We start from the raw sequence: 17,460 nt of genomic DNA, 5'->3' as shown, positions 1-17,460 counted from the left end.
TCAAATCTTGGTTACCAAGTAAAATTTCATTTCAGCATAAGCCAGTACATATTCTCTGGCGGCATCGATAGCATCCAGCTCGGTTTGCAAAGCTTCTTCAAGATTTTGAATAAAAGCTACATAATCTAGTGCGCCTTCATTGTAGGCTATAATTGTTCCTTTTCGCTGTTTTTCAGCAATCAATAAAGCTCCTTGTTCATAATATTCCCAAGAAACTTTCCAACTTTGGTATTTTTGTAAGGCTTGTTTTCGTTGCATCAAAAACTCCTGTTTGGCAAAATTAGAGGCTCGATTGGCAATTTCAGCATCGATTTTTGCTGCTTTTGTATTCCCATAACTCTTTCCGCTTAAAAACGGAATTGAAATCCCGGCTTGATACATCACGTACCCGTCTTCTCCTTCAACTTCCTGTTGACCATATTGCAGATTCAAGGTGGGTAGAAAAGCTGATTTTTCTTTTTTGAAATTTGCTTCTGCTACCTGTTTTTGTTGTTCCGCTGCATCCAAATAAGGATGTCTGGAAGATGTACCTTCAAAACTATTTTCAATTGATTCCATCAATAATGAAGAAGTGACCGTCACATCCTGGCTTTCGCCTAGCCATAAATTCAATTCACTTAACGTATTGATGTAAGCAACTTTGGATTGCCGTGCTTTTACCAGAATTTGATTTACCTTATTCTGAGCGTTCAGTTTCTCTAATTCCGATATTTCTTCAACTTCATATCTCAGGTTAACGGCATCATTAAATTTCCCGTAAATAGAATCAAGCTCTTTATAAAGTTCAAACTTTCGCTTTGCTACATAAGCCTCTCCCCAAAGTTTTCGGATTTTTGTAGCCACTTCGATTTTGGATAAATTCAGCTGATTTTCTGCTAATTTTAATTTCTCTTTCTGAAGCTTTAATGCGGAAGCAATTCCGAAGACATTTATATTTTGCTGGCTAAAACCAATACGAGTGTACACCCCATTTCCGTTATCCAGCTCTTCCACGGCTGTAAAAATGGTCGTTTTCCCGAAATCCCAAGCATTCTTTTTTAGAGCTTCCTCTTTTTCAACTTCCAGTTGCTTATTCTTTAACAGCGGATAATTTTCTAATCCTATTTCTACCGCCTGATGCATAGTTACTTCCGGTAACAGCTCTATTTCCTGAGCATTACTAAAGTTTGGCAAAACCATCAATACAACGAAACCAGCTCCTGCTAACTTTCTGCTATTTATTCTGAAATTAAAGCCACCTTCTTCTACCCATTTATATAAAATCGGTAATACAAAAAGCGTCAATAATGTTGAAGTTATTAATCCTCCAATTACTACTGTAGCTAAAGGACGCTGCACCTCAGCCCCGGCTGAACTTGATATTGCCATTGGTAAAAAACCAAGTACATCGGTTAGTGCAGTTAACAAAATTGGTCGGATTCTTCTTTTTGTTCCTCGTGAAATTCGTTGTTTCAAATTGGTTTCTCCATCTTCTTTCAATTCATTTAAACTACTTATTAAAACAAGTCCGTTTAACACCGCAACCCCGAAAAGCACAATAAAACCAACTCCCGCTGAAATACTAAACGGCATTCCGCGTAACCAAAGTGAAATAATCCCGCCAATTGCGGCTAAAGGAATTGCCATATAAATCATTAGTGTTTGTTTAAAAGATTTTAATGCGAAATAAATAAGAATAAAAATGAGTAATAAGGCTATGGGAACTACAATTTTTAAACGTTCACTTGCCCGTTCTAAATTTTCGAAAGCACCACCATACCGTACAAAATAGCCAGCAGGTAACTCTAGCTCTGCATCTAATTTATTCTGAATATCATGCACGACAGACTTCACATCTCGATCCCGAATATTAATTCCAACATAAGTTCTTCGATTGGTATTATCTCGGCTAATCTGCATGGGTCCCGGCTGATAGCTAATTGTTGCGAGTTCGCTTAAAGGCACACTACTCCCATCTGGAAGATTGATGTACAATTGTTCGATATTCGATATATTTTGACGGTTTTCTTCTTCAAGCCGAACTACCAAATCGAATTTTCGTTCACCCTCAAAAACCACTCCGGCTTTAGATCCTGCAAATGCAGTTTCTATCATTTGGTTTACGCTTTCGATAGTTACACCGTAGCGCGCCATTTGCGATCTGTCGTAATCTACCGTAATTTGTGGTAAACCGGCGGTGGCTTCTACCTTCATATCGGCTACGCCTTCGATTGCTGAAATAAGATTCCCAATTTCCTGAGCTTTTTCAGCAAGGATATTTAAATCTTCACCATATAATTTTACAGCAACATCTTCTCGAATTCCGGTTAACAATTCATTAAAACGCATTTCTACAGGTTGGGTGAACTCGTAGCTTACCCCGGGAATTTCGCTTATAGTTTGCTTCATTTTTTTAATAAGCTCATCCTTTGTTTCCGCAGAAGTCCATTCAGATTTTGGTTTTAGAATAACAAAACTGTCCCCAATATCCATCGGCATAGGATCGGTTGGCACTTCAGAAACTCCAAAACGAGTCACCACTTGCTCTACTTCGGGAAAATGATTTAATAAAAGATTTTCAATTTTAGTTGAAGTTGCTACCCCTTCAGAAAGCGAACTTCCTGGTTTTAAAATTACATGAAATGCGATATCGCCTTCATCTAACTGCGGAATAAATTCGCCTCCCATTCTACTAAAAAGATAACCGGCAAAAACCAACAAAATTATTGCTGAGCAAACAATCCATTTAGAAGCTTTTAATGATTTTTGAAGCAAAGGCTCGTATCTTTGCTGAAGCCATCCTACAAAGCGATCTCCCCATCCTAATTTGTCTGACTTTTTGTTTTTCAGAAATAATGCGGAAATCATTGGCACGTAGGTTAAACACAAGATCATGGCTCCCAGCATTGCAAATATGAAAGTTAGCGCCATCGGTTTAAACATTTTACCTTCAACACCCTCTAAAGCTAAAATTGGTAAAAAGACAATCAAAATTATCGCCTGACCAAAGAATGCAGAATTCATCATTTTTTTAGATGATGCACTCACCAGTTTATCCTTTTCAGTTTGATGGAGTTTATTGGTAATGGATTTTCGACTAAATATAAAAACCGTACTTTCTACAATAATCACCGCGCCATCTACAATAATCCCAAAATCGATCGCACCAAGGCTCATTAAATTGGCCCAAACATCAAAAATATTCATCAAAATAAAAGCAAAAAACAAGGATAGCGGGATGGTGCTGGCAACAATTAATCCGCCTCGAAAATTACCTAGTAAAAGCACCAAAACAAATATTACAATGAGTCCGCCTTCCAGTAAGTTGCTTTTTACAGTAGCTGTAGTATTCGCAATAAGCTCGCTACGATCTAAAAAAGGCTTGATAGAAACTCCGTCCGGCAAAGACTTTTGGATTTGAGCTATTCTATTTTTTACGTTTTCTACAACTTCATTAGAATTTGCTCCTTTCAGCATTAAAACACTTCCGCCAACTGCTTCTCCGTTTCCATTTTTAGTGAGCACTCCATATCTTATTGCATTTCCTTTACGGACCTGCGCTACATCTGCAATGGTAATAGGAAACTTTTCATTTTTAACGACAATATTCTCAATATCCGAAATTGATTTTGTGAGTCCTTCTCCTCGAATAAAATTAGCCTGATGGTTTTTCTCGATATAAGCGCCGCCCGTATTTTGGTTATTGTTTTGTAAGGCTTCAAAAACTTCAGCCATCGTCACCTGCATCGAACGCAGATCGTCGGGATTCACAGCAACTTCATATTGCTTGATTTTCCCACCGATGCTATTTACTTCAACTACACCGGGGACCATTGCAAATTGGCGTTTTACAATCCAATCTTGAATGCTACGTAATTTTGTTGGTGTGTATTCATCTTTAAATTCAGGATCAACTTCTAGGGTATACTGATAAATTTCCCCTAATCCTGTAGAAATAGGTCCCATAAATGGCTCACCAAAACCTTCGGGAATATCTTTTTTCACCTTAGAAAGTTGTTCCGCAACTAATTGGCGTGGCAAATAAGTACCAATATCATCGTTAAAAACGATAGTAACCACAGATAATCCGAATCTGGAAACCGAACGAATTTCTTTAACCTCCGGTAAATTCCCCATTGCAACTTCTACAGGATAGGTTACAAATTGCTCGATATCCTCGGTGCCTAAATTAGGCGCCTGTGTAATTATTTGAATTTGATTATTGGTAATATCGGGTTGTGCATCTACAGGAACTTGTTGCATACTCCAAACTCCGGCGGCAATAAGCACTATGGTAAACAACCCGATGATAAATTTGTTATTGACAGAAAAGTCAATGATTCTATTAATCATCAGAAAATTGATTTAAATTCAGAAATAGGAAATAAGAAGAAGTTTATTGCTGAAAAAATTCAGCCTAAATCTTCTAAAATAAATTGATTTTCACTTCTGAACTAAACCTGCGGAGGCGGTATAAAATGATCTGTAAATGCTGAAGAAGTTGTGATTAAATAACCAAAATGTGCACTTAAAAACGAAGGATTAGAAATTTCAAAATTCGGCAAATTATAGGTCATCATATGATTGTGGCAACATTGGCAGTAACAAAATGGTGTACATAAATCGGCTGCGCCATCATGATCGCTATGACTTTCTACGACATGAGTGCGCTCTTCATTATCACTTGCATCATCTGAACATGGCAAAAAGCTAAGCGACAAGAATAAAACAGCTAATATGATTCCTATAAATTTCACAACTCAAATATAACATTGCATATCTGCAATAGCATTGCAATTATTCAAAATTAGTTGTAGGTCTTCTAAATTCCTAAAATCGACTTAAAGTTTTTATAATTTCCGGCATCTGTTCGCTACTGAAATTCTTCACGCTTAATAATTCTGTATCTTTAAAAGAAAAGACCTAACATGAAGTTTTTTATCAATAAACCAGAGGATGTTGTAAACGAATCTATAGAAGGTTTACTTACCGATCCTAAACTAACCAAATTAGACACTTTTCCTGAAGTTCGAGTAGTTACTAGAAAAGAAATCGATAAATCTAAAGTTGCCATCATTTCAGGTGGTGGCTCTGGACACGAACCTATGCATGCTGGTTTTGTTGCTAAAGGAATGCTTACCGCCGCTGTTTGCGGAGACATTTTCGCTTCGCCTTCTGTAGATGCGGTGCTCGCTGCTATTTTGGCTGTAAGTGGCGATAATGGTTGCTTACTGGTGATTAAAAATTATACCGGAGACCGCTTAAATTTTGGACTTGCTGCAGAACAAGCCAGAGCCATGGGCCATAAGGTAGAAACTGTAATTGTAGGCGACGATATTGCGTTAGGGACAGACACGCAACAGCGTGGTTTAGCCGGAACGCTATTAGTGCATAAAGTTGCTGGACAATTAGCTGAAGAAGGAAAATCTTTAGATGAAGTAACAAAAGCTGCTAAAAAAGTTGCCGAAAGTACGGTGTCTATTGGACTATCACTTACCGAAGGCCAAAAATTTAATAATCCTGAAGAATCAAGATTAGATGATTCTGAAGCCGAATTAGGTTTGGGAATTCATGGAGAACCCGGTGTCGATGTTATCAAAATGGATAAAGCCGATGCGCTGGTAAAAAAAGCCTTAGATGAATTAAAAGAATATCTTTCTAATAAAGATGAAAAATATGTGTTGCTTTTTAATAATCTTGGAAGTGTTACGCCACTAGAGATGAGTTTGTTGGTGCATAGTTTCGATAAAACCGATCTTGCCTCTAAAGTGAAATATTTGGTAGGTCCTACAGCTATGACAACTTCGCTGAATATGAATGGGTTTTCAATCACTTTACTGAAATTAGATGAAGAAATTGAAAAAGCATTATTACAAACTACTGAAACTCCCGAATGGCGTATAAGAGAATATGCTAAACCAAGCAGCATTAAAAGTCCGGAATTACCTAAGACAATGCAGTATGCACCTTCAGAAAATGAGCATAACAAAAAAGTAGTTCAGGAAATCTCAGAACATTTAATCGAGATGGAAAAAGAAATGAACGATCTGGATGAAAAAGTTGGCGACGGCGATGCTGGATCTACTTTTGCCGGTGCCGGTAAAAAATTCAAAAGTATTTCAGATGAATTACCTTATGCTTCTTTACCTGAATTATTTACTACAATTGGCCGAGTATTAGCTAGGGAAACCGGTGGTTCCAGCGGTGTTTTACTATCGATGCTTTTTACCAAAGCGGGCAGCAGTTTGGAAGATGATGATAACGTTGGTAAAGCATTACTAAACGGATTAGATAAAATGAAATCTTATGGCGGTGCAGAAAAAGGCGATCGCACCATGATTGACGCAATGCAACCAGCCTTTGAAGCTTTAAGTGAAGGGAAGTCTATTGATGAAGCTGCAAAAGCAGCCCGTAAAGGAGCAGATGAAACCGCAAATATCACCAATACAAAATCTGGTAGAAGTTCTTATTTGTCTGAATCTAGTTTAGAAGGTATTCCAGATCCTGGCGCTGAGATGATAGCCAGAGTATTTGAAAAATTAGTTGATATTCTATAAAAATTGAAACAAAAAAATCCGTTAGAAGTACTAACGGATTTTTTGTTTTATCCCCTATTGCCACCCGCCACCGAGATTACGGTACAGTTCTACATTGGCAATTAAAAGTTGCTTCTTAATATTAATTAAATTCAGTTCACTTTCTAAAGCATCACTTTGTGCGGTAAGTACTTCAAGATAATTGGCATAACCTCCTCTAAACAACATCCCTGCGTCTTTTAAACCTTTCTGGGTTACTTCAATTCTTTCTTCAGCTATATTATATTCTTCTTTCAGCTTTTCCATTTTTGCTAAAGAATTAGACACATCTGCAATCGCTTCGATAAGATTACCTTTAAAATCCAGTTGCGCAATTTCTTTTTGAGAGAGTGCAACATTATAATTTGTTTTCAGTTTACGATTATTAAAAATTGGCTGAAAAATAGCTCCGTTTAATAATGCAAAACCAGAACTTACAGGATCCAAAAATTCGTCTAATTCAAATGAATTTAAACCCGCAGAAGCGCCAATAGTTAAGGATGGATATCGCAAAGCATTAGCAACACCGGCATCGGCATTCGCGGCAATTAGCTCATATTCAGACATCGCAACATCTGGACGATTTTTAACTAATTCTAGCGGGATTCCTGTGTTATATCTTTTTTGAAATTCGATATCCTCAAAATTAGCTGGTATGGTTATCGATCGCGGAGAACGCCCCAGTAAACGGTTCAATTTATTCTCCATAATTACATACTCTCGCTCTAATTGAGGAATCAAAGTTTTCGCTTTTAATTTTTGTGATTTGGTTTGTTGGATGGCCAGCGAAGTCGATTCTCCTGCATCATATTGCAATTGTACAATATTTAAGGTGCTATCATTTAAAGCATAGTTTTTCTGGGCAACTTCAATTTGGGATTTAAGCATCACAAGATTAAAATAGGTTGAAGCTACCTCAGCAATTAAAGAGGTTTGCACAGCTTTTTTAAATTCTTTGCTTTTCATAAAATCAGCTCTTGCAGCTTCTTTTTGCCAACGCAATTTCCCCCAAAGATCCAGCTCCCAATTTGCCTGTAGCGCAGATGAATACTCTAGCCTTTCAGTATAAAGACTGCTTGGTGGATTTTCACCATGATTTCTACGAGATCGATTAGAACCGTAATTATTGTAATTTTCAGAATAATAATCTCTTCGATAATCTGCAGGCCTTGCATTTAGAGAAGGGAAAAAATTAGCTTTAGATTGCGCTAATTCTTCCATCCCAATTTCCATGTTCTTCATGGCTTTTTTAAGGTCTATATTATTTACCAAAGCCGTATCGATTAACGATTGCAACGTACTATCTTCGATATACTCTTTCCACGGAATTTCAGACATCGGGATAGTATCGGTATCAATTTCAGCAAGATTTAAAGAATCGGTTTTCATCGAATCCAGGTCTTTTTCTCCTGAATAATATTCAGCTGAAATATCCTCCTTAAACTCTGGCCGTGTATATTCTTCTCCTACTTTACAACTTACCACGCTTATCATTGCAAAAATTCCTAATAGCCCTTTAACACAGCTAGTTGAAGGTATAATTCTATTCGTATTTATAGTTGAAAGAAAAGTCATTTTCATCTTCAATTTTTTAGTTGATTTTGGTTTAATCGCCATAACGTTCCAAATTCATTTTATCGTGAAGTTTTTGGAATACATAAGCAAGTAACGGAATAATAAAAATCCCTAGAACAATACCGCTAATCATCCCACCTGCAGTACCAATACTAACCGAATGATTTCCCTGTGCCGAAGAACCTTCAGCAAACATTAATGGAATTAATCCTACAGTAAATGCCAGCGACGTCATAATTATTGGCCGAATTCTGAGTGCACTTGCTTCCACCACGGCATCAAATGCAGAGAAACCAGCTCGTCTTTTTTGAGCCACAAATTCTACAATTAGAATCGCATTTTTTGCTAATAAACCAATAAGCATAATAATACCAATCTGCACATAAATATTGTTATCGATACCCGCTAAATTAATGGCTGTAAAAACGCCAAATATTCCCACCGGTAAGGATAGCATAACGGCTAATGGCAATAAGAAACTTTCGTATTGTGACGCCAGAATAAAATAGACCAATAAAATAATGATTATGAACACAATGATCGTGTCCCCACCAGAATTTTTCTCTTCTAAACTCATACTGGTCCACTCGTAACTTAAGGTTGCAGGAAGCTTTTCAGCAGTAAGATCTTCAATCATATTCATCACATCACCCGTACTATAACCCTCTGCGGGAGTAACATTAATCTTAGCAGCATTGTAAAGGTTATATCGATTCACAACTTCTGGCCCGTAAGTTTGTTTAAGCTTCACAATTGTATTAACCGGAACCATTTCTCCTTTATCGTTTTTAACAAAAATGCTGTTGAATGACTCTGGAGACTCTCTAAACTGAATATCAGATTGCATATAAACTCCGTATTGCCTACTAAACCTATTGAAGTCTCCAGGCTGGACTCTACCAAAGTAAGACTGAATGGTAAACATCATATCTTTGACGCTTACTCCCATACTTTTGGCTTTTTCGTAATCGATATCTAAGCGATATTGTGGGAAATTAGGGTTGAAAGATGTAAAAGCATTTTCAACCGATTCCTGATTATTCAAGGTGTTTATAAATTCATTTACAATTTGCCCAAACTCACCTAAATCGCCATCTGCCCTATCCTGAAGCATAAACTGTACTCCGTCGAAATTACCAAATCCCTGGATAGTTGGTCTTGGATACATATTAAAATCTGTTTCGGGAATATCATCCAGCTTACTTAATAAATTTTTGATTACTGGTTTTATCTCCTGAATTTCACCGCGCTCATCAGCCGACTTTAACTGTACATACGCCAATCCTGATGATGGACTATTTGCATTATCTACCACATTAAAACCAGAAACAGTATTCACACCTTTAACAGCAGGTTGTTCCTGCAAAATAGAATCTGCTTTTCTTAGCGCTGTGTTTGTACGGTGTAATGAAGATCCTTCGGGCATTTTCATCGATAATATCAAGAAATTATCATCTTCCGTAGGGATAAATCCACTAGGTGTTATTTTCGACAAAAATACCGTTGCACCTATAATTACGGCTAATGCTGCCAATCCAATCCATTTGTGATTCAGTGTCCACCGTACAACCCCCAGATATCTCTTAGTAAACCTATCAAAGAAACTATCGAATTTTCTAAATCCTTTGTTTCGTAATATTTTGGCTTTTCTATATTGCCTGTAATTAGATACGGCTTTAGCGATTCCTCGTTTTTCTTTGTTTTTATTTTTGCCATCGAAGAAAATTTTACTTAAAACCGGAGTTAGCGTTAAAGCATTTATCGCTGAAATCAATACTGCAAAAATGATAGTATAAGCGAATTCCTGATAAAAAACTCCAACAGGCCCACTTAAAAATCCTACAGGTAAAAATACTGCGGCGATCACTACGGTTATCGATATAATTGCCCCGGTAATCTCGTCCATAGCAGCGCTTACCGCTTCTTTTACCGGCATATTATGATGTGTCATCTTTTCGTGAATAGCTTCCATTACTACAATGGCATCATCTACTACAATACCAATAGCCAGCACTAAAGAGAACATACTAAGGACATTCATCGAAGCACCAATAATATTCAAGAAAAAGAAGGTTCCTAATAAAGAAGCAGGGATTGAAATTGCTGTAATTAGCGTCGCCCTAAAATCCTGAAGAAAAATAAAAACTACTAAAAACACTAGGATAAAGGCTTCTACGAGTGTATGTTCTACCTGACTCATCGACTCGTCTATTTGATCGCGAACACTATAGGTGATTTTATAATGAACATCCTCTGGAAATAATCGTGATTGCTGTTCTAATATTTCTCTAATTTTACCATCAATTTCCATGGCATTTGCACCATTTTGTTGCACAACATCGATTGTAACCGATGGTTTACCATTTAGCCGATTCTCACTGGTATAATTAGAAGCACCAAATTCTACTCTGGCAATATCCCTTAAATGTAGTACTGTCTCATCTTTGGTTTTAATAACCAGATTTTCGTAATCCTCGGGTTGATTAAAACGGCCATCATGCTTCATTATAATTTCAAAAAGCTCTTCAGAGTTTTCACCAAATTTACCCGGTGCAGCTTCAAAATTCTGATCTTTAATCTGATCGAACACATCACGCGGAGTTAACTGGTAGGAAGCCATTTTTTGAGGGTTTAGCCATATTCTCATAGCGTAATCCCGCTGCCTCAAAATCGAAGCCTGTGCTAATCCATCTACACGTTTTAATTCTCGTCGTATGTTTATTCTGGTAAAGGCGTTTAGAAATGTTTCATCGTACGTAGGATCATCACTATAAATATTTATCGTCATGATACTACCCTTCATTCTTTTTGTTACCGAAATACCAGCTTCAGTCACTTCCTGAGGGATCATAGATGTGATGGTTGATATTCTATTCTGAATATCTACAGCAGCTAAATCTGGGTCTGTACCCGGTTTAAAGTAAACAGTAACCCGACCTCTACCTGAGTTTGTTGCAGTAGAATTGGCATAAGACATATTCTCGGTCCCATTAATAGCTTCTTCGATTGGCAATAAAACAGACTTAGCAACAGTTTCTGCATTCCCCCCGGGATAATAAACCTGAACACTAACACTTGGAGGTGCAATTTCAGGAAAACGTTCTACGGGTAAAGAGGCAATACTTGCGGCCCCGGCAATAACCAATATGATAGTAATGACCAGTGTAAGTACGGGCCTTTTTATTATTTTCTTAAACATGTAAATCTAGGTTTGGTTTGGCTAAAAAGTGGTGATTTATAGTTGGACCTGAGATAGTAAACGCCCGCGTTCGATTGGTTTTACTTTAATGCCGTTGGCTAATTTATCTAAGCCAGAAAGCACAATACGATCCTTTGGAGACAAACTTTTGGAACTAACAATATAATTATCACCAGATCGTCCTTCTGTAATTATTTCTTTTCGCTGTGCTATATTGTTTTCATCTAAAACAAAAACGAATTTTTTATCCTGAATAAAGGTTGTAGCACTTTGAGGTACCAAAATCGCTTTTGGATAAATTTCTTCCATTAAAATTTTACCCGTATTACCAGATCTTAATAAGGTATCGGGATTTTCAAATCGAGCTCTTAAAGTAATAGATCCGGTAGTTTTATCGATTTGCCCAGAATTCGCATCGATTTTTCCGGTATGCTCATAAACAGACTCATCGGCAAGAACCAGTTTTACTTTATTATTCATTTTATTAGAAAGCGTATCGTTCTTCGCTCTTTCGTAGTATAAGTAATCTGACTCACTCATCGAAAAATAGACGTAAATATCATCTACTTTGGATAATACGGTAAGAGGTTTCTCGTCGGTTTGCTTTACGACATTACCAGGTGATTTTGGGATTCTGCCCATAAAACCGCTAACAGGTGCTTTTATAGTAGTAAAATCGAGATTGATTCTCATATTAGCTGCCTGGGCTTGTGCTCTTTGAAGTGAAGATAGAGCTACCTGATAATCGGCCTCAACAGATTTTTTTCGAACTTCAGAAATTACTTCGTTATCAATAAGTGGTTGCAAACGTTCTAAATCACTTTTTGCCTTTTCGACTTTGGCTCTTTCTAAAGCAACATTGGCTCTCGCATTTTTATAGTCTTCCATATACGGTTGACTATTTACTTTGAATAAATCCTGTCCTTTTTCTACAAAATCGCCTTCATCTACATAGATCTCTTCTAAAATTCCATCTACCTGTGGTCTAATTTCAATAGTTTCTACTCCTTCAATAGATCCTATATATTCAAATCCTTTGGAGGCATTTTGTTCTTGCAAAGAAATTACTGGTAAAGGGATACCTTCATCTTCTTTTTCTTCTTCTTTGCAGGACGTTGCTAAACCTAACGAACAAATGGTGATTAATAACCACGCAAAACGTGCTAAAACGGATAGATTATATTTATTGCTCATGCGTTATATTTTTTCTGATTATCATTTAAGCAATTTGCATACCGCTACATTTCAAACGTTTTAGAAGCTCAATTTTAAGGCTATTTTAAGAATTTATGGGGTTTTGAACGTTTATGTTCACCACACAATCTGTTGATTAGTGCCACACTTTTGAAAATGTAGCGATGAAGATTTTTAATAAAAATGCTCTTAGCAATTCTTAAATATAACCTAAGTGATCTTTGAAGTTATAATAAAACAAAAAAGCCTCTTCCCGAATTAACGGAAAAAAGCTTCTCATTGGTATCCTTCAATTATTGAAAGGCTACCTACAAGTTCCAATCACTTGGAACAAACAACACAACTAAATTTTTACTTCAACAATAAATTCATTTTGAAGCTTTATGTTCTAACTCAATAGTATATTCTATAGCTTCTATGAGCAGGAATATAATTAAAAATTAATATTCCTTAAAAGAAGATTGCAATAGCTTTTAAATACGCCCTAAAAAAAGGCTGACAAATCTACAATCTAACTTTTAAAATTACAAATTAGATTTTCTAAGTTTGCACCGGTAAATTTCAAATGAATTTAATTAAGATAAATTCGATCGTTCAAAAAAATTATGCTACTCGTATATTATAAGGTAATCCTTATCGTTTAATAGCTATAATTAGCTCTTACAGAAGTAATGAAAAGTAACAGGAAAACAATTCAGCAATTAAAATTGAGGAATACCAAGACCTTTAAAGAGGTATATGTAGCGTATTATGACAAGTTATTTCATATCTGTAAAAAATTTCAGTTTAAATTCTTGACTCCAGAGGATTTTATTCAAGAGGCTTTTGTGAAAATTTACAATAACAGAAGTTTGCTTAAAGAGGATATTGCATTAGAAGCTCAGGTAATCGTAATATGTAAAAATATTGTTTTTAACCATCTTAAACGAGAAAATAAGATTATTCCATTAGATCCAGATTTTCTAAAAAGCCAAAATCCTTCAGAAATTTCTGAATTTGATGAGACCGCAAATAGAAAGGAAAATATTTCTAAACTAATTGATCAACTTCCCGTTCAGCAAAAAAAAATTTTCAAACTCCATAAGCTAGAGAATTATTCTTATAAAGAGATATCGAGCATGACTCAGCTTTCTCATAAAACCATTGCTAACCATATTTATCTGGCAAATAATTTTATCCGAAAAAAAATAAAAAAGGCTTAGGAACTTTTACAATCTCGATTGTATACTATAAAAAGATAAGCTAAAATGATTGTTGAAATTTACAAACTCGATATCCTAGAACGCGACCAATTGATTTATCTTCTAAAAATTCTTGCCTTCAATTTTTATGACTGCGAAATACATCCTTACGAAATGGATAATCATATTTTAATTATTGTTTCTTCGCAAGCAGCAATAGCAGGAAATTTTATTACAAGCGTACAAAAAGAGGGCTTTAATTGTGAGTTATTGCAAGCATCATGATAGATAAAGACCAAATTGATGCCCAGTTTGACGAATATTGGAAAGAAACACCTTTAAAACAATCGCCTTACACCAAATTGGAATCTTGGAAAGATTTCCATCAAAACACGATAAAAAAGAAACGCAGCAAAAAATCTATTTATCTAAAATATGCTGCAGCTGTATTAGTATTGATTTTGGGCGGGAGCTTTTATTTTCTCAAGCTACCACAGCAAAGTAAAGTTTCTATTGTAAATATTTCAAATCCTAGCGATAAAACGAAATTGGTTTATTTACCCGATAGCACCGAAATTAGGATGTATAACCATTCTAAAATATCTTATCCCCAAAATTTTAATAAGAACAGAAAAGTTTACTTAGAAGGCAATGCATTTTTTCAGGTAACAAAAGATAAACATCATCCTTTTAAAGTTCATAAAGGCAGTCTTATTACAACGGTTCTTGGAACCACTTTTACCATAATTACTGGGCAAGATAAGCATACGAAAGTAAAGCTTTATGAAGGAAAAATTAAAATGAATATCAAAGGGCAATCTGAAAGCTGGATACTCTCGCCAGGCGAAGAATTTAGTTACCAAAAAAATACTCCAAAGATCCACCATATCAAAACATATGTTGATTTTGAAAGTAAAAAATTAAAAACCATTATTGATTATTTAGAGGAACAATATGGTTTTGATATACAACTAGAAAAGAACTTTTTAAATAAAGAGACCTCATTACGAATCAATAAAGAAGATGATCTTGAAACACCTTTAAAAATTATTACTGAAATCCATAATCTAAATTACGAGATAGACAACTCGAAAAGAAAAGTTATCCTAAAAGAAAAATTTTAAAAACCATTTTTCAAAACCTCATCAACGCATGAAATATCTTTTTTTCTCCTATTTATTTATTTGTAGCTTAAGTTTAGTTAGCCAAAACTTAGCTATAAATATTGAAAAAGGGAATACAATCAATAATTTAAAAGATCAGATTGAAAGTCAATCGCCTTATAAATTAGCCTATACTGAAGATCTTAAATCTAAGGTATCCTTTGCCCAATCGTTTAAATATGACAACATAGAAATAGACGAATTAATTCGCAATTTAAACACGCAACTTCCGCAGGAATTCAAACTTTTAGGCAATAATATTACCGTAAAACAGCGAATCTCTAATGACAGCCAAAAGGAATTTTTGCTTTCGGGCACTATTTACGATGAAAAAAATGTTCCCCTATTAGGAGCTACTATAAACATCCCAGAACTTCAAAAAGGAACTACATCTAATTTTGATGGTGAGTTTTCTATTAAACTTCCGCGAAACACTTATCAAGTAAGCTTTAGTTTTTTAGGCTATCAAACCATTACAAAAACTGTTAATTTAGATCGTGATCGCAATCTAAAAATTCAATTGGAAGAAGGAGGAGAAACATTAGATGAAGTAGTGATCGAACAAAACGGGAAAGCGGTGAATATCAAGAAGCCGCAAATGAGCATGAATAGCCTGACGATGAATGAAATTAAACAAATCCCGGTAGCTATGGGGGAGCCCGATCCTTTAAAATCGCTTCTTACGCTTCCTGGGGTTACCAATGCTGGTGAAGGTTCTTCTGGTTTTAACGTTCGTGGTGGTGCTGCCGATCAAAACTTAATCTTACTGGACGATGTTCCTATCTATAGCGATTCGCATTTATTCGGTTTTTTCTCGGTTTTTAATGCCGATGCCGTACGTTCCTTAGATCTTTACAAAGGTGGAATACCTTCTAAATATGGTGGTAGAGTTTCTTCGGTTTTAGATATAAAACAAGCTAACGGAGATTATAAAGATTACAAACTTGAAGGAGGGATTGGATTGATCTCTAGCCACCTTAAAGCCGAAGGACCGATAATTAAGGACAAAGCTTCATTTATGATCGCCGGTAGATCTTCCTACGCTCATATTTTCTTGGTTGATAATTCTGCACAGTTTTATGACTTAAATGCAAAACTGAATTACCGCTTAAATAAAAATAATACACTGAGCTTTTCAGGATATTTTGGAAACGATCTTTTTGATATTGGCGATAGCTTTGCAACCACGTATGGAAATACCATGGGAAAACTTAACTGGAAGCATCGCTTTAATGAAGATATAAATACAGATTTATCGATTTTTTATAGTGATTATCAATTCAACTTAAATCTTGATAGTCAAAGTTTCGATTGGGATAGTGCCGTAACAAGCTATGGTTTAAAATATGATTGGAACCATTATCTTTCTGAAGCTATTCAATTAAATTATGGATTGGAAGCCACTTATTACGAAACTAATCCTGGTACGCTCTTACCTAAAGACGAAAGCTCTGCGATCAATTTTTTACAATTAGATAAGAAATATGCGTTTGAGCCATCTGCTTATATCGATGTAAATCATAAGATTTCTGAAAAACTAAACTTAAGATATGGATTACGTTATAGCATGTTTTATCGTTATGGCCCGCAGGTCGTAAACACTTATGCCAATAACAATCCCGCGATGTACAATCCAGATTTCAACATTTATGAAGATGCTCCAATTATAGGAAGCACCAATTATGATAGTGGCGAAGTAATAAAGGACTTTTCTAATTTAGAACCTCGTGCTGCATTGTCTTATGCATTAAACGACGAAACTTCTTTTAAAGCCAGTTATAATCGCATGGCGCAGTATATGCACATTATTTCCAACAGCCAATCGCCAACTCCTGTAAATATGTGGACGCCTAGTGGACCATTTATCAAACCTCAACTTTTAGATCAATATGCTTTAGGTTATTTTAGAAACTTCAGTAACAAAAAATATTCGTTGGAAACTGAAGCTTTTTATAAAGACATTAAAAACCGTGTTGATTACGTAGATGGGGCAGATCTTATAGGCAATAATAATATTGAACAAGTATTGCTTAGCGGTAAAGCCAGAGCGTACGGGATGGAGTTTTTATTCAGAAAAAACACAGGAAAACTAACAGGTTGGCTTTCTTACACCATATCGAGAGCAGAACAACGTACCACAGGAAACACTCCTGAAGAACCTGGGATTGCAGACGGAGATTGGTACTTTTCTCCTTACGATAAATTACACAATTTGAGCTTTGTGGCAAATTATGAGCATACTAAAAAATGGTCTTTTAGTGCTAATTTTTCTCTGCAATCGGGACAACCGGTAACTTATCCTAATGGTTATTATGAGCTGGGAGGCATTCATGTTCCTAATTATTCTAAAAGAAACGAGAACCGTTTACCTACTTATCATCATTTAGATTTGGCTGCCACATACACGCCAAAACCAGATAAGAAAAAAGGCTGGCAAAGTTATTGGGTTTTTAGCTTATATAATGCTTATAACCGACAAAATGCAGCTTCGGTTAGATTTACAACTAATGAAGACACTGGCTTCAACGAAGCGCGACGCCTTTCAATTTTTGGAGCAATCCCTAGTGTTTCTTACAATTTCAAATTTTAATAAG

Annotated in this window: 10 protein-coding genes; 5 read left to right on the top strand and 5 right to left on the bottom strand. The window is 35.8% G+C overall.

The annotated features are described in order from the left end of the window. Nucleotides 1–4,332 carry a CusA/CzcA family heavy metal efflux RND transporter gene (locus PBT89_RS02200; protein ID WP_270063205.1) on the bottom strand — a complete coding sequence of 1,444 codons (4,332 nt, stop codon included), beginning with the start codon at nt 4,330–4,332 and terminating at the stop codon, nt 1–3. Nucleotides 4,333–4,433: 101 nt separating this feature from the next. Next, the gene (locus PBT89_RS02195) at nt 4,434–4,736 is read right to left on the bottom strand and encodes a DUF6660 family protein (protein ID WP_270063204.1); all 303 of its coding nucleotides are present in this window, start codon (nt 4,734–4,736) and stop codon (nt 4,434–4,436) included. 171 nt (nt 4,737–4,907) lie between these two features. Here PBT89_RS02195 and PBT89_RS02190 point away from each other — a divergent pair, with 171 nt between their 5' ends. Continuing rightward, on the top strand, nt 4,908–6,536 hold the full coding sequence (locus tag PBT89_RS02190) for a dihydroxyacetone kinase subunit DhaK (protein ID WP_270063203.1): 1,629 nt from the start codon (nt 4,908–4,910) through the stop codon (nt 6,534–6,536). Between the two features lie 54 nt (nt 6,537–6,590). Here PBT89_RS02190 and PBT89_RS02185 read toward each other — a convergent pair whose 3' ends face one another. The 3 genes from PBT89_RS02185 to PBT89_RS02175 are packed head-to-tail and all read right to left on the bottom strand — an operon-like array spanning nt 6,591 to nt 12,522. After that, nucleotides 6,591–8,135, bottom strand: coding sequence for a TolC family protein (locus PBT89_RS02185; RefSeq protein WP_270063202.1), 1,545 nt, complete (start codon nt 8,133–8,135; stop codon nt 6,591–6,593). 25 nt (nt 8,136–8,160) lie between these two features. Then, on the bottom strand, nt 8,161–11,328 hold the full coding sequence (locus tag PBT89_RS02180) for an efflux RND transporter permease subunit (RefSeq protein WP_270063201.1): 3,168 nt from the start codon (nt 11,326–11,328) through the stop codon (nt 8,161–8,163). A gap of 36 nt (nt 11,329–11,364) precedes the next feature. Continuing rightward, nucleotides 11,365–12,522 (bottom strand): efflux RND transporter periplasmic adaptor subunit, encoded by a 1,158-nt coding sequence (locus PBT89_RS02175; RefSeq protein WP_270059384.1) that lies wholly within the window; start codon nt 12,520–12,522, stop codon nt 11,365–11,367. A 671-nt stretch (nt 12,523–13,193) separates the two neighbouring features. On the opposite strand from PBT89_RS02175, the gene PBT89_RS02170 reads away from it, so the two are divergent. Genes PBT89_RS02170 through PBT89_RS02155 form a run of 4 tightly spaced genes read left to right on the top strand, consistent with a single transcriptional unit; the run spans nt 13,194 to nt 17,456 of the window. Further along, nucleotides 13,194–13,724 (top strand): RNA polymerase sigma factor, encoded by a 531-nt coding sequence (locus tag PBT89_RS02170; RefSeq protein ID WP_270063200.1) that lies wholly within the window; start codon nt 13,194–13,196, stop codon nt 13,722–13,724. A gap of 45 nt (nt 13,725–13,769) precedes the next feature. Next, nucleotides 13,770–13,988, top strand: coding sequence for a hypothetical protein (locus PBT89_RS02165; RefSeq protein ID WP_270063199.1), 219 nt, complete (start codon nt 13,770–13,772; stop codon nt 13,986–13,988). Beyond that, a complete protein-coding gene (locus PBT89_RS02160; RefSeq protein ID WP_270063198.1) occupies nt 13,985–14,827 on the top strand; it encodes a FecR family protein in 843 nt (280 codons plus the stop codon). The genes PBT89_RS02165 and PBT89_RS02160 overlap by 4 nt, the downstream gene beginning before the upstream one ends. 28 nt (nt 14,828–14,855) lie before the next feature. After that, nucleotides 14,856–17,456, top strand: coding sequence for a TonB-dependent receptor (locus PBT89_RS02155; RefSeq protein ID WP_270063197.1), 2,601 nt, complete (start codon nt 14,856–14,858; stop codon nt 17,454–17,456). The last annotated feature ends 4 nt before the right edge of the window (nt 17,457–17,460 follow it).

This window comes from Zunongwangia sp. HRR-M8 (assembly GCF_027594405.1).
Taxonomy (GTDB): domain Bacteria; phylum Bacteroidota; class Bacteroidia; order Flavobacteriales; family Flavobacteriaceae; genus Zunongwangia.
Note: the sequence above shows the minus strand (reverse complement) of the source record. Positions and strands in the feature narration are given on the sequence as shown.

What these genes read in the sequence shown, in the direction of transcription:
- PBT89_RS02190 (WP_270063203.1), top strand. Translation starts at nt 4,908, where the DNA reads ATGAAGTTTTTTATCAATAAACCAGAGGATGTTGTAAACGAATCTATA.
- PBT89_RS02185 (WP_270063202.1), bottom strand. Translation starts at nt 8,135, where the DNA reads ATGAAAATGACTTTTCTTTCAACTATAAATACGAATAGAATTATACCT.
- PBT89_RS02155 (WP_270063197.1), top strand. Translation starts at nt 14,856, where the DNA reads ATGAAATATCTTTTTTTCTCCTATTTATTTATTTGTAGCTTAAGTTTA.
- PBT89_RS02170 (WP_270063200.1), top strand. Translation starts at nt 13,194, where the DNA reads ATGAAAAGTAACAGGAAAACAATTCAGCAATTAAAATTGAGGAATACC.
- PBT89_RS02175 (WP_270059384.1), bottom strand. Translation starts at nt 12,522, where the DNA reads ATGAGCAATAAATATAATCTATCCGTTTTAGCACGTTTTGCGTGGTTA.
- PBT89_RS02160 (WP_270063198.1), top strand. Translation starts at nt 13,985, where the DNA reads ATGATAGATAAAGACCAAATTGATGCCCAGTTTGACGAATATTGGAAA.
- PBT89_RS02200 (WP_270063205.1), bottom strand. Translation starts at nt 4,332, where the DNA reads ATGATTAATAGAATCATTGACTTTTCTGTCAATAACAAATTTATCATC.
- PBT89_RS02180 (WP_270063201.1), bottom strand. Translation starts at nt 11,328, where the DNA reads ATGTTTAAGAAAATAATAAAAAGGCCCGTACTTACACTGGTCATTACT.
- PBT89_RS02165 (WP_270063199.1), top strand. Translation starts at nt 13,770, where the DNA reads ATGATTGTTGAAATTTACAAACTCGATATCCTAGAACGCGACCAATTG.